Origin of the sequence: Massilia sp. H6 (assembly GCF_024802625.1) — a bacterium.
In the GTDB taxonomy this organism is placed as follows: Bacteria; Pseudomonadota; Gammaproteobacteria; order Burkholderiales; family Burkholderiaceae_D; genus Telluria.
Genome location: NZ_CP103371.1, coordinates 3,239,139 through 3,252,728, shown reverse-complemented (window position 1 = coordinate 3,252,728; position 13,590 = coordinate 3,239,139). Strand labels below are relative to the sequence as shown.

At 63.9% G+C, this 13,590-nt stretch carries 8 protein-coding genes; all 8 read left to right on the top strand.

Going from position 1 to position 13,590, the window contains the following annotated elements:
- The first annotated feature begins 64 nt into the window (after nt 1-64).
- The 8 genes from NRS07_RS14600 (at nt 65) to NRS07_RS14565 (ending at nt 13,573) form a co-directional block, all read left to right on the top strand.
- Nucleotides 65-2,644, top strand: coding sequence for an excinuclease ABC subunit UvrA (locus NRS07_RS14600; protein ID WP_259208158.1), 2,580 nt, complete (start codon nt 65-67; stop codon nt 2,642-2,644).
- A gap of 124 nt (nt 2,645-2,768) precedes the next feature.
- Entirely contained in the window at nt 2,769-6,257 is a 3,489-nt protein-coding gene (locus NRS07_RS14595; RefSeq protein WP_259208157.1) for a response regulator, read from the top strand.
- A gap of 5 nt (nt 6,258-6,262) precedes the next feature.
- On the top strand, nt 6,263-7,126 hold the full coding sequence (locus NRS07_RS14590; protein ID WP_259208155.1) for a protein-glutamate O-methyltransferase CheR: 864 nt from the start codon (nt 6,263-6,265) through the stop codon (nt 7,124-7,126).
- Nucleotides 7,123-7,740 carry a chemotaxis protein CheB gene (locus tag NRS07_RS14585; protein WP_259208153.1) on the top strand — a complete coding sequence of 206 codons (618 nt, stop codon included), beginning with the start codon at nt 7,123-7,125 and terminating at the stop codon, nt 7,738-7,740. Before NRS07_RS14590 ends, NRS07_RS14585 begins: the two co-directional genes overlap by 4 nt.
- On the top strand, nt 7,737-8,951 hold the full coding sequence (locus NRS07_RS14580; protein ID WP_259208151.1) for a hybrid sensor histidine kinase/response regulator: 1,215 nt from the start codon (nt 7,737-7,739) through the stop codon (nt 8,949-8,951). Before NRS07_RS14585 ends, NRS07_RS14580 begins: the two co-directional genes overlap by 4 nt.
- Before the next feature lie 188 nt (nt 8,952-9,139).
- Entirely contained in the window at nt 9,140-9,703 is a 564-nt protein-coding gene (gene ahpC / locus NRS07_RS14575) for an alkyl hydroperoxide reductase subunit C (RefSeq protein ID WP_259208149.1), read from the top strand.
- A gap of 124 nt (nt 9,704-9,827) precedes the next feature.
- The gene (ahpF, locus tag NRS07_RS14570) at nt 9,828-11,414 is read left to right on the top strand and encodes an alkyl hydroperoxide reductase subunit F (protein ID WP_259208147.1); all 1,587 of its coding nucleotides are present in this window, start codon (nt 9,828-9,830) and stop codon (nt 11,412-11,414) included.
- Nucleotides 11,415-11,863: 449 nt separating this feature from the next.
- Nucleotides 11,864-13,573, top strand: a complete 1,710-nt coding sequence (locus tag NRS07_RS14565; RefSeq protein ID WP_259208144.1) for an ATP-dependent DNA helicase RecQ — start codon at nt 11,864-11,866, stop codon at nt 13,571-13,573.
- Nucleotides 13,574-13,590: the final 17 nt, after the last annotated feature.

Below are 13,590 nucleotides of genomic sequence, written 5' to 3'. Positions count from 1 at the left end.
CGAGCGCACCGTCAGCGCTGGCGCGCGGCACCACAATGGCCCATCTACACAGAATGGGGTTCGCATGCCTGACAAAGACCGAGTGCAAGGCCGGGTGGCCGCCATCGCCACCGCCGGCGACGCCCAGGCTGGCTACGTCCGGGTGCGCGGCGCCCGCGAGCACAACCTGAAAAATGTCGACGTCGACATCCCGCGCGGCGCACTGGTGGTGTTTACCGGGGTGTCGGGTTCGGGCAAGTCTTCGCTGGCCTTCGGCACCCTGTATGCGGAAGCGCAGCGGCGCTACCTGGAATCGGTCTCGCCCTATGCGCGCCGCCTGTTTCACCAGATGCCGGTGCCGGAAGTCGACGCAATCGACGGCTTGCCGCCGGCCGTGGCCTTGCAGCAGCAGCGCGGCTCGCCCACCGCGCGCTCGTCGGTCGGCAGCGTCAGCACCCTGTCCAATTCGCTGCGCATGCTGTATTCGCGCGCCGGCGACTATCCGCCGGGGCAGGAGCTGCTGTATGCCGAGTCGTTCTCGCCCAATACCCCGGAAGGCGCCTGCACCGAGTGCTCGGGCCTGGGGCGGGTCTACCAGGTCACCGAACAGTCACTGGTGCCGGACGACTCGCTGACCATCCGCGAGCGCGCGGTAGCGGCCTGGCCGCCGGCCTGGCATGGCCAGAACCTGCGCGACATCCTGGTGACCATGGGCTATGACGTCGATACGCCATGGCGCGAGCTGCCGAAAAAAGACCGCGACTGGATCCTGTTCACCGACGAGACGCCCTCGGTGCCGGTGTATGCGGGACTGACCCCCAGGGAAACCCGCGCCGCGTTGAAGCGCAAGGACACGCCGAGCTACCAGGGCACGTTCACTGGCGCGCGCCGCTACGTACTGCAAACGTTCGCGAACACCGAAAGCGCCTCGATGAAAAAGCGCGTCGCGCGCTATATGGTCAGTACCGAATGCCCGCTATGCCGTGGCAAGCGGCTGCGCCAGGAAGCCTTGTCGGTGACATTCGCCGGCATGGATATCACCGAGCTGTCGCGTGCGCCGCTGGCAAGGCTCAGCGAGCTCATGCAACCCTATGCGGCCGGCGCGGCGCGCAAGGACAAGCGCCGCGCGCAAGAACATCCCGAGCAGATGATCGTGGCCCAGCGCATCGCGCAAGACCTGTGCGCGCGCCTCGCGGTTCTGCTCGACCTGGGACTGGGCTACCTGGCGCTCGAGCGCAGTACGCCCACGCTGTCGCCGGGCGAGTTGCAGCGCCTGCGGCTGGCCACGCAGGTGCGTTCGAACCTGTTCGGCGTCGTGTATGTGCTCGACGAGCCATCTGCGGGCCTGCATCCGGCCGATACCGAGGCGCTGCTCGACGCATTGGCGCAATTGAAGGCGGCCGGCAATTCGCTGTTCGTGGTCGAGCATGCGTTGGACGTGATCCGCCAGGCCGACTGGATCGTCGATGTCGGCCCGGACGCCGGCGAAAAGGGTGGCCAGGTGCTGTACAGCGGCGCGCCGGCAGGCTTGGCGCAGGTCGCCGCATCGCACACGCGCAGCTATCTGTTCGATGAATTGCCGCTGGCGCCGCGCAGAGCGCGCGCGCCCACCGGCTGGCTATGCGTGGAGGGTGTCAGCCGCAACAACCTGGATCGGCTCGACGCGCAATTTCCGCTCGGGGTAATGAGCGCCGTGACCGGCGTGTCAGGGTCCGGCAAGTCTAGCCTGGTAAGCCAGGTACTGGTGGAACTGGTGGCTGCGGCGCTGGGACATGCAGCACCGGGGAGCGAAGCGGGTGAGGCCGATGAAGCCGGACTCGAACAGGAGACGGCGCTGCCGCTGGAAGGCCGCATCGCCTCCGGCATGGAAGGCGTGCGGCGCCTGGTGCGGGTCGACCAGAAGCCGATTGGCCGCACTCCGCGCTCGAACCTGGCCACCTACACCGGCCTGTTCGACGGCGTGCGCAAGCTGTTCGCGGCCACGCCCGAGGCAAAGAAGCGCCGCTACGATGCCGGGCGCTTCTCGTTCAATGTCGCCAAGGGCCGCTGCGAGCACTGCGCCGGCGAAGGGTTCGTGATGGTCGAACTGCTGTTCTTGCCCAGCGTGTACGCGCCTTGCCCCAGCTGCGGGGGCGCGCGCTATAACGCCAAGACGCTCGAGGTGAACTACCGCGGCCGCAATATCGCCCAGGTGCTGGGCATGACGGTGGGCGAAGCGATCGAATTCTTCGACGGCGAGCCGCAGGTCGGGCGGACCCTGGAAGTGCTGCGCGAAGTCGGACTGGCGTATCTGCGCCTGGGCCAGCCGGCCACGGAGCTGTCTGGCGGCGAGGCGCAACGCATCAAGCTGGCGTCGGAGCTGCAGCGCACTGGCCGCGGCAACACGCTGTACGTGCTCGACGAGCCGACCACTGGCCTGCATCCGAGCGACGCCGACCGCTTGGTGGTGCAACTGAACCGGCTGGTCGATGCCGGCAACACCGTGATCGTGGTAGAGCACACCATGCGGGTGGTGGCAGGCTGCGACTGGGTCATCGACGTGGGACCGGGGGCCGGCGCTGACGGCGGCACCGTGGTCTGCGCCGGCGCGCCGGCCGAGGTGGCGGCGTGCCCGGCCAGCCGAACCGCGCCCTACCTGGCGGCCCACCTTGGGGGGCCCGGCTAAGGATTTGTCCGAATATATTTGCTTTTTAACAATTACTGTGTCATATTGGACAGGCTGTCGTGCGACCTCGGGCTGGCCGTTGCGTTACACTTAAGATATTTTTTTCCCTAAAAATTGCCCCCGCATGCCCGGCTCATCCATCGATAATTCGCAGTTCCGCCGTATCCTGACCCGTAACGTCGCCTTGCCCCTGGCCATGAGCGTCGTCACTGCCATGGTGTTCGTCGCCATCATCGCCTACCTGATCAACGTATTGAACCGGGTCGAGCATTCGGAGCGCGTGATCGGCAGTGCCCAGGAAGTGAGCAAACTGTCGGCCGAAATGGAAACCGGCGTGCGCGGCTACCTGATCGCGGACGACGAGGCTTTTCTGGCGCCCTACATGCTGGCGCGCCGCCGCATGCAAGACGGCCTGCAAGACCTGGCGCGCCTGGTCGAGGACAACCCGGTGCAGGTCGAGCGCGTACGGCGCATCCAGTCGGTCCAGACCCAATGGGAGCAGTTTGCGTCTGAAATGATCGCGCTGCGGCGCGCCGATGGCGATTTTGTCGGCCCGGTGCGGGCCGGCGGCGGCAAGACCCTCACCGACGACGTGCGCAGCACCTTTGGACAATTTCTCGACGCTGAAAGGCGTTTGCTGCAGGAGCGTAACGGCGCGGCGCGCCAGGTCACGACCTGGTCGGTGGTCAGCTTCCTGCTGCTGAGCCTGGCAGTAGGCATCGGCCTGGCGCTGTTCGGCCGCCGCCAGCTGGTCATGCTGTCGACGTCTTACCAGGACACGCTCGAACACGAAGCCCGTCACAATGCCGCGCTGCGCCACCAGGACTGGCTGCGTTCCGGCCAGACCGAACTGGCCGCGCGCAGCGCCGGCATCCATTCGCTCGAACCCCTCGCCGATGCGGTCCTGGGCCACGTAACGCGCTATATCGACGGCGTGGTGGCGGCCATGTATGCGCATGGCGAGGATGGCGTGCTGCGCCGCATCGGCACCTATGGCTTCGTGCATGACGCCGCCGAGCACGGCGCGCTGATCATGAAGGGCGATTCGCTGGCGAGCCAGGCCATGGAGGAAAGACGCATCGTGATCGTCGAAGACCTGCCCACCGACTATATCAAGGTGAGCTCGGCGCTGGGGGCGAGCGCCCCGCGCTCGCTGCTGATCGCACCGGTCCACAACCACGGCAAGATCAAGGGCGTGATCGAGATCGGCTTCCTGCGCCCGGTTACCGCACGTGACCGCGAATTCATGGAGCTGATCGCCCCGGCCGTCGGCGCCTCGATGGCCGCCGTCCTGTACCGCCTGGACCTGCAGCATGCGCTGGAAAAAACCCAGACCCTGAACGAAGAATTGCAAGTCCAGCAGGAAGAGCTGCGCACCGCCAACGAAGAACTCGAAGAACAGTCGCGCGCGCTGGAAACATCGCAGTCGGCGCTGGAAAACCAGCAGTCCGAGCTGCGCGCTACCAACGACCAGCTGGCCGAGCAGGCGCTCAAGCTCGACATGAAGAACGTCGCGCTGACCGGCGTCCAGGAACAGTTGCGCCAGCGTGCGCTGGAGCTCGAGCGCGCCAGCCGCTACAAGTCAGAATTTCTGGCAAACATGTCGCACGAGCTGCGTACGCCCCTTAATAGTTCGCTGATCCTGGCCAAGCTCCTGTCCGACAATACCCCTGGCAACCTGAATGAAGAGCAGGTGCGCTTCGCCCAGACCATCTATTCGGCCGGTAACGACTTGCTGCACCTGATCAACGACATTCTCGACATTTCGAAAGTCGAGGCGGGCAAGCTCGAGCTGGTGCCCGAAGATGTGCCGCTACGCCGCATGGTCGAAGGCATGGCGCGCAGCTTCGAGCCGCTGGCACGCCAGAAAATGCTCGACTTCAGCGTCAGCGTCGAGCCGGGCGTGCCGGCCACCATGGTCACCGACCGCCAGCGCGTAGAGCAGATCCTCAAGAACCTGATGTCGAACGCGGTGAAATTTACCGAGGCCGGCGCGGTCGACATGACGGTGTCGATGACGCCCGAAGGCTGGGTGCAGTTTGCCGTGCGCGACTCGGGCATCGGCATCGCGCACGACCAGCAGGACAAGATCTTCGACGCCTTCCACCAGGCCGACGGTACCACCAGCCGCCGCTTTGGCGGCACCGGCCTGGGGCTGTCGATCTCGCGCGACCTTACCGGCCTGCTGGGCGGCACCTTGGCCGTGACCAGCACGCCGGGCGAAGGCAGCCTGTTTACCCTGAGCCTGCCGCGCAGCAGCGCGCTGGCGGCCAGCGCGCCGCCCGCGCCCGCGCCATCGGTCCCCGTGGCGCTTGGTGTCAAGCTTGATGCCAAGCTTGATGCCAAGGCCAGGCCCGAGCCCGAGTCCGCGCCGATGCTCGAACCCGCGGCCAGCTTCGCCGACGACCGCGCGCTGCCGGCCCAGGGCAAGCGCACCGTGCTGGTGGTCGAGGACGACCCCGAGTTCGCGCGCATCCTGTTCGATCTCGCGCATGAGCTCGATTACCGCTGCCTGGTGGCGCACGGCGCCGGCGAAGGCCTGGCGCTGGCCGCGGCCCACAAGCCGGACGCGGTGCTGCTCGATATTCGCCTGCCGGATGGTTCCGGCCTGTCGGTGTTGCAGCAACTCAAGGACAGCCCGGCGACACGCCACATCCCGGTACACATCGTCTCGAGCATCGAGAACGGCGGCGAGGCGCTGCACCTGGGCGCGATCGGCTATGCGCTCAAGCCGGCCTCGCGCGAGCAGCTCGAAGACGTGTTCCGCAAGCTGCAAGAGAAATCGGCGCAGAAGATCAAGCGCATCTTGCTGGTCGAGGACGACGAGCGCCAGCGCGACAGCGTGGTCAAGCTGATCGCCGATTCCGACATCGAGATCAATGCGGTCGGCACCGGCGGTGAGGCCCTGGAACTGCTGCACAGCCAGACCTACGACTGCATGATCATCGACCTGAAGCTGCCCGATATGCAGGGCAGGGAGCTGCTCGAGCGCATGTCGGCCGAAGAGGTGTGCTCGTTCCCGCCGGTGATCGTGTACACCGGCCGCAACCTGACGCGCGACGAAGAGGCCGAGCTGCTCAAGTATTCGCGCTCGATTATCATCAAGGGCGCACGCTCGCCTGAACGCCTGCTCGACGAAGTCACGCTGTTCCTGCACAAGGTGGAAAGCGAACTGTCCACCGAACGCCAGAGCATGCTCAAGACAGTACGCGGGCGCGACCGCGTGTTCGAAGGCCGCACCATCTTGCTGGTGGACGACGACGTGCGCAATGTGTTCGCACTCACCAGCGCGCTCGAAGCGCGCGGCGCCAGGGTCGAAGTGGGCAGGAACGGCTTTGAAGCGATCGCCAGGCTCGACGAGGTTGCCAGCATCGACCTGGTGCTGATGGACGTGATGATGCCGGGCATGGATGGGCTGGAAGCGACCCGCCGCATTCGCGCCGACGGGCGCTTCGACCGCCTGCCGATCATTGCGATCACGGCCAAGGCCATGAAGGACGACCAGGAACAATGCCTGGCTGCCGGCGCCAACGATTACCTGGCCAAGCCGATCGACCTGAGCCGCCTGTACTCGCTGCTGCGGGTATGGATGCCGGCACTCGACCGGATTTGACGGCCATGAGCACCCAGGCCAACCCGGCACCCAATTTGCTGGCACCGCAGCCCGACGATTTCGACATCGAGCTCAAGATGCTGGTGGAGGCGGTTTACCTGAAGTACAACTACGACTTCCGTAACTATACTGGCGCCTCGCAGAAACGCCGCATCCTGGTGGCGATGCGCGACATGGACTGCCCCACGGTATCGGCCCTGCAGGCCAGGGTCATGCACGAAGCGGACGGTTTTGCGCAACTGCTGCAATACCTGACGATTCCCGTCACCGAGATGTTCCGCGACCCGCAATACTGGATCGCGATCCGCGCGCAGGTGCTGCCTTTCCTGAAAACCTACCCGTCGCTCAAGCTCTGGATCGCCGGCTGCAGCACCGGCGAAGAAGTGTATTCGCTGGCGATCCTGCTGCACGAAGAAGGTCTGCTCGAACGCGCCATTATCTACGCTACCGATATCAACCCGCAATCGCTGGAAGCGGCGCGGCGCGGGGTGTTTCCGCTCGATCGCATGCGCCTGTATACCGAGAACTACCAGAAAGCGGGTGGCAAGGCGGCGTTTTCCGACTATTACACGGCTGCCTACGACGGCGCACTGTTCGATCGCGCGCTGATCGAGAACGTGACCTTTGCCGACCACAGCCTGGCCACCGATAGCGTGTTTTCGGAAACCCACTTTGTCAGCTGCCGCAATGTGCTGATCTATTTCAACCGCAGCTTGCAAGACCGCGTGCTCGGACTGTTCCATGAGTCGTTGTGCTACCGTGGCTTTTTGGGCCTGGGCAGCAAGGAGAGCATCGATTTTTCTGCCTTTGCCAACCGCTTCGATCCGCTGTCCAAGCGCGAGCGTCTGTTTCGCAAAGGCGCGACATGAAGGTGTCGGCCAGCGTTCCGGACGCGGCCAGGGCCATGCTGGCCGGGCGCCGCATCGAGCTGGTGGTGATTGGCGGCTCGGCCGGCGGCGTCGATGCGCTAGTCCATCTGCTGCCGGTGCTGCCCGCGGGATTTCGCGCGGCAGTCGTCTGCATCCTGCATGTGCCGGCCGACCGCGAGAGCCGGCTGGCCGAACTGTTTCATCTGCGCGGCGGCTTGCCTGCACGCGAGGCGCGCGACAAGGAGCCGCTGGACCCCGGCGTGATCTATTTCGCCGGTTCGGGCTATCATCTGTCGGTCGAGCGCGACCGGACCTTTTCGCTCAGCTGCGAGCCGCCGGTGCAGTTCGCGCGCCCCGCGATCGACATCCTGATGGAGTCCGCCGCCCATGCCTACGGATCGGCGCTGGCCGGCATCTTGCTCACGGGCGCGAACCACGACGGCGCCGAAGGCATGTGCCGGATACGCGCGCGTGGCGGGCTGACGGTGGTGCAGGACCCCCTTGATGCGCAGGCCAGCGCGATGCCAATCGAGGCCATTCGCCGCTGCGCGCCCGATCTCGTGCTGCCCCTGTCCGGTATCCGGGCATTGCTTCCCCTGTTGGAGACCCGATGAGCGTCCAAGAACCAAGCAAACTCCTGATCGTTGACGACCTGCCGCAAAACCTGCGCGCGCTCGACGCCCTGATCCGCGGCGAAGAGCGTCAGGTGTTCCAGGCATCGAGCGGCGAAGCGGCGCTGGCGCTGATGCTCGAGCACGAGTTTGCCCTGGCCATCCTGGACGTGCAGATGCCCGACATGGACGGTTTCGAGCTGGCCGAACTGATGCGCTCTACCACCCGCACCCGCAATATTCCGATTGTGTTCGTGTCGGCTGCCGGACGCGAACTGAATTACGCGTTCAAGGGCTACGAAAGCGGCGCGGTGGACTTTCTGTACAAGCCGCTCGACCCGGAGGCAGTGCGCAGCAAGGTCAACGTGTTCGTCACGGTCGACCAGCAGCGCCGCCAGATGCAGCGCCAGATGGCCGCGCTCGAACGCAGCCGCCAGGAGCAGGAAACGCTGCTGCGCGAACTGAACCAGACCCAGGACGAGCTGCAGCGTTCGCTGCGCATGCGCGACGAATTCATGTCGCTGGTCGCGCACGAACTGCGCACCCCGCTCAACACGCTGTTCCTGGAAGCGCAGATGCGCAGCCTGCAGCTCAAGCGCGGCACCCTAGCCAGCATCGAGCCTAAGCAGTTCGACGCCATGATCAAGCGCGACGAACGCCAGATCAAGGCCATGATCCGCTTGATCGACGACATGCTCGACGTCTCGCGCATGCGCAGCGGCCAGCTGTCGATTCGCCCCGGCCAGGTCGAGCTCATGCACCTGCTCGAACGGGTGGTCAGCGACCTGTCGTTGCAGGCCGCCGCCACCGGCTGCAGCCTGTCGCTGCGCGAGCACCATCGGGTAGTGGGCTGCTGGGACGAGTTCCGCATCGAGCAGGTGGTGGTGAACCTGCTGACCAACGCGATGCGCTACGGCGGCGGCCAGCCGGTCGAAGTCAGCGTGCGCTATACCGGCGACGTGGTGCGCATCGACGTGCGCGACGAAGGCAAGGGTATCTCGCCGGACGACCTTGACCGCATTTTCGAGCCCTACGAGCGCGGCGCCCGCAACGGCGAGCCGAAGGGACTGGGCCTGGGCCTGTACATCTCGCGCCAGCTGGCGATGTCGCATGGCGGCGAATTGCGGGTGTCGAGCAAGCCGGGGGAGGGCTCGACCTTTACGCTGGTGCTCCCGTGCTGCGAGCAGACGGTGGATGCCGCCGCCCGGGTCTAGCCCGGGCCACCCCAATCGAAGCGCCGGTTGCACCTCGCGGCCATTTCGTCCACACTGCACGCCCGTGAGCCTAGACGTCCTCAGTTGATAGTTAAAATCTATAACGAGTATCGTATCAATCAATTTCACAAAAGACGGCCAGCGCAGTAAACTGGTGTCCATCAACTTTCAACCCAACAGGAGATTACATGTCCCTTATCAATTCCCAGATCAAGCCATTCAAGGCAACCGCTTTCTCGAACGGCAAGTTCATCGATCTGACGGAAGAAAACTTCCACGGTACCTGGTCGGTCGTCATGTTCTACCCGGCCGACTTCACCTTCGTGTGCCCGACCGAACTGGAAGACCTGGCTGCATTCCAGCCTGAATTCGAAAAGATGGGCGTGAACGTGTATGGCGTGTCGACCGACAGCCACTTTGCGCACAAGGCGTGGCACGACACGTCGGACGCCATCAAGAAGGTCAATTACCCGCTGATCGGCGACCCGACCGGTACCCTGTCGCGCAACTTTGAAGTGATGATCGAAGAAGAAGGCATGGCACTGCGCGGTACCTTCGTGATCAACCCGGAAGGCCAGATCAAGATCATGGAAGTGCACGACAACGGCATCGGCCGCGATGCATCGGAACTGATGCGCAAAGTCAAGGCTGCCCAGTACGTCGCTGCCCACCCAGGCGAAGTCTGCCCGGCCAAGTGGACCGAAGGCGCCGAGACCCTGACCCCGTCGCTGGACCTGGTCGGCAAGATCTAAGCTGAGCTGCTGGTAGTACCTGCCGGGCCGCCGCGGCGGCCCGCTGTATTTCTAGTTTAACTTTCTGGTTTAATTTTCTGGTCTAGTTTTTTGGTCTAGTTACCCCCCATTCAAGGAAAATATCATGCTGGACGCAACCCTCAAGAAGCAGTTGCAGGCCTATCTCGAAAAAGTGGTGCAGCCGATTGAGCTCGTTGCATCGCTGGATGATTCGCCGAAAGCGCGCGAAATGGATGAACTCCTCCGCGAAATCGCCGAGTTGAGCGACAAGATCACGGTTCGCCAGAGCGACGATGCCAACGAGCGCAAGCCGTCGTTCGCCATCAACCGCGTCGGCACCGATACCGGCGTGCGTTTTGCCGGCATTCCGCTCGGCCACGAATTCAGCTCGCTGGTACTGGCGCTGCTGCAGGTGGGCGGCCACCCGATCAAGCTCGACGCCGCGGTCATCGAACAGATTCGCAACCTCGAAGGCGACTATGTCTTTGAAACCTTTATCTCGCTGAGCTGCCATAACTGCCCGGAAGTCGTGCAGGCGCTCAATTCGATGTCGGTGATTAACCCGCGCATCAAGGTCGTCACCATCGATGGCGGCGTGTTCAAGAACGAAGTCGAAGCGCGCCAGATCATGGCGGTACCGATGATGTTCCTGAACGGCCAGCATTTCGGCCAGGGCCGTACCAGCGTGGAAGAAATCCTGTCGAAGATCGACACCAATGCCGGCGCCCGCAAGGCTGCTGAACTCAATACGAAAGAGCCGTTCGACGTGCTGATCGTCGGCGGCGGTCCGGCCGGCGCGGCAGCGGCGATCTACGCCGCCCGCAAGGGCATTCGTACCGGTGTGCTGTCCGACCGTTTCGGCGGCCAGGTGCTCGATACGCTCGCCATCGAGAACTTTGTCTCGATGAAGGAAACCGACGGCCCGAAATTCGCCGTCGCGCTGGAAGAACACGTCAAGCACTACGAAGTCGACATCATGAATACCCAGCGCGCCAGCAAGCTGGTCGAGGGCAAGCTGATCGAAGTGCATACCGAAAGCGGCGCGGTGCTGCAATCGAAGTCGGTGATCATTGCCACCGGTGCGCGCTGGCGCGAGATCAACGTGCCCGGCGAGAAGCAGTACCGCAACAAGGGCGTGGCGTATTGCCCGCACTGCGACGGTCCGCTGTTCAAGGGCAAGCGCGTGGCCGTGATCGGCGGCGGCAATTCGGGCGTGGAAGCGGCAATCGACCTGGCCGGCATCGTCAAGCAAGTGACCCTGGTCGAATTTGGCGCCGAACTGCGCGCCGATGCGGTCCTGCAGCGCAAGCTTTACTCGCTCAAGAATGTCACCGTCATCAAGTCGGCGCAGACCACCGAAGTGCATGGCGACGGCCAGATCGTCAACGGTCTTTCCTACAAGGACCGCAACAGTGGAGAAGTTCGCCGGGTCGACCTGGAAGGCGTGTTCGTGCAGATCGGCCTGGTGCCCAATGCCGAATGGCTCAAGGGCTCGATGGACCTGTCGGCGCACGGCGAGATCGAAGTCGATGCGCGCGGCATGACCTCGATTCCGGGTGTATTCGCTGCAGGCGACGTGACCACGGTGCCATTCAAGCAGATCGTGATCGCGGTGGGCGAGGGGGCCAAGGCGTCGCTGTCGGCCTTCGACTACCTGATGCGCCAGCCGGTGGAAGAGCAAGCCCCGGCCGAGCAAGCCAAGGCTGCCTGATGCAGGGCGGGCCGCGCGGCCCGCTTTTTTGCCAGTTGTAAAAAAAGCCCCCGACTGATCTGCCGGGGGCTTTTTTCAATAATGGGCACGCCGCACGGGCATGCGCATGTCGCGAAAGCGGCTTAGTGGAAGGCTACCATCAGCGCGCCACTGAGGGCGTCGCTTTCGACCAGCAACCAGGTTGCGGCACTGGCCAGGGCCAGGTGGACTGCGGTCCAGGTCATAGGGTGGTGGCGTGCCATGATGATTCTCCCAAGCGTTTATATACGTAATGTCGATGAAGCCATTTTATGGCCTGGCACCGGCGGTAACTATCGGTCAACGCTCCTTCGCTCTGTAGGAATAACCCTTGTGACATTTTCGCTACATTGATAAGTTGAGTTCCTACGGGGCAGGTAGGCTGCGTCCTATAGTGTGTGCGCATGGGCCGGCATACAGTCGCTGTCACCATGACAAGACTCGACACCAAGCTCCTGCACCGCGGCCTGCTCGCCGTGCGCCGCAACACCATCCGCCGCCTGCTGCGCTCCACCTTCGGGATCGAGCAACTGCGCGACGGCCAGCAACGCATCATCGACAGCGTCCTCGACGGACACGACACGCTGGCCATCATGCCCACCGGCGGCGGCAAGTCGCTGTGCTACCAGATTCCGGCCAAGATGCTCAAGGGGATCACGATTGTCGTCTCGCCGCTGATCTCGCTGATGAAAGACCAGCTGGAAAAACTGGAAGAACTCGGCATCCGCTCGGTGCAGGTCAACAGTACCCTGAACGCCGAAGAAGAAGCCGCGGCGCTCGCGGCGATCGCCACCGAATCGTGCGAGATCGTGTTCTGTACGCCCGAACGCCTGGTGTCGCCGGAATTCATCGCGCTGCTCAAGACGATCACGCTCGACATCGTCGTCATCGACGAAGCCCACTGCATTTCGCAATGGGGCCATGATTTCCGCACGGCCTATATCGGCCTGGGCGCCGTCATCGATGCGCTGGGTAAGCCTCCGGTGCTGGCGCTGACAGCCACCGCGACCGAAGACGTCATTGCCGACATTGGCAAGCAGCTCGGCCGCAAGATGAACGTCATTAATACCGGCATCTACCGGCCCAACCTGCACTACAGCGTGGTGCAGGTCACGAATATGCAGGAAAAATACGCCCAGGCGCGCAAGCTGGTGCAAGACAGCGAAGGCGTCGGCATCGTCTATGCCGCCACCGTCAAGGTAGCCGAAGAGATGCTGGCCGTGCTCGAAGAGGCGGGCGAATCGGTCACCATTTACCATGGCAAGCTGGCGGCGGGGCAGCGCAAGCTGAACCAGGACATGTTCATGCGTGGCGAGCGGCGCGTGATGGTCGCCACCAATGCCTTCGGCATGGGCATCGACAAGCCCGATACCCGCTTCGTGATTCACCTGCAGATTCCTGCCAATCTCGAGGCGTATTACCAGGAATCGGGACGCGCCGGCCGCGACGGGCTCGATGCGCAGTGCACCTTGCTGTTCTTGCAGGGCGATAAGCGCATCCAGCAATTCTTCCTGGTCAAGCACTACCCGGCGGCGGCCGAGCTGCATACGGTGTATTCGGTGGTGCGCGAGCTGGCCGAAGAGGGCGCCGTCATTACCGGGCGCCTGGAAGAGGCGCTGGAAGAAGCTGGCGAGGCCAAGCTCAAGGTCTGCCTGAAGCTGCTCAAGGACGGCAAGCTGCTGCGCCAGAACCGCAAGCTCGAATTCATGGTGTCGAGCAGGGAGCCGGCGCCGGGCATCTTCGAGGAGCTGGCCGCCGTCTACGTTCAAAAGTCCGAGCGCGACCGCGCGGCGCTGGAGCAGATGGTCGGCTATGCAGTCAGCGGCTTCTGCCGCTGGAAGCTGCTGCTCGACTATTTCGACGACACCGTCGACGGCTTCGAGAAGTGCTGCAAATGCGATAACTGCGTGAATCCGCCGGCGCAGTCGCTCACCGTCGGCATCGAGATCCGCGACGACGAATTCGACCGCGAGCCCACTGCGGCGCCGACCAGTTCGCCGTTCGAGGTCGGCGCGCGCGCCAGGTCGCCGAAATTCGGCGCGGGCACGGTGGTGGCGGTGGCCGGCGACCAGGTGACGCTGGAATTTGAAGGGCAAGAAGAGCCGCGTACCTTCCTGGCCGAATTCCTGGTGCCGGCTTGAACAGACTTGAACCGGCG

Coding starts and splice junctions, on each gene's coding strand:
- NRS07_RS14600 (WP_259208158.1), top strand. CDS start 65: ATGCCTGACAAAGACCGAGTGCAAGGCCGGGTGGCCGCCATCGCCACC.
- NRS07_RS14595 (WP_259208157.1), top strand. CDS start 2,769: ATGCCCGGCTCATCCATCGATAATTCGCAGTTCCGCCGTATCCTGACC.
- NRS07_RS14590 (WP_259208155.1), top strand. CDS start 6,263: ATGAGCACCCAGGCCAACCCGGCACCCAATTTGCTGGCACCGCAGCCC.
- NRS07_RS14585 (WP_259208153.1), top strand. CDS start 7,123: ATGAAGGTGTCGGCCAGCGTTCCGGACGCGGCCAGGGCCATGCTGGCC.
- NRS07_RS14580 (WP_259208151.1), top strand. CDS start 7,737: ATGAGCGTCCAAGAACCAAGCAAACTCCTGATCGTTGACGACCTGCCG.
- ahpC (WP_259208149.1), top strand. CDS start 9,140: ATGTCCCTTATCAATTCCCAGATCAAGCCATTCAAGGCAACCGCTTTC.
- ahpF (WP_259208147.1), top strand. CDS start 9,828: ATGCTGGACGCAACCCTCAAGAAGCAGTTGCAGGCCTATCTCGAAAAA.
- NRS07_RS14565 (WP_259208144.1), top strand. CDS start 11,864: ATGACAAGACTCGACACCAAGCTCCTGCACCGCGGCCTGCTCGCCGTG.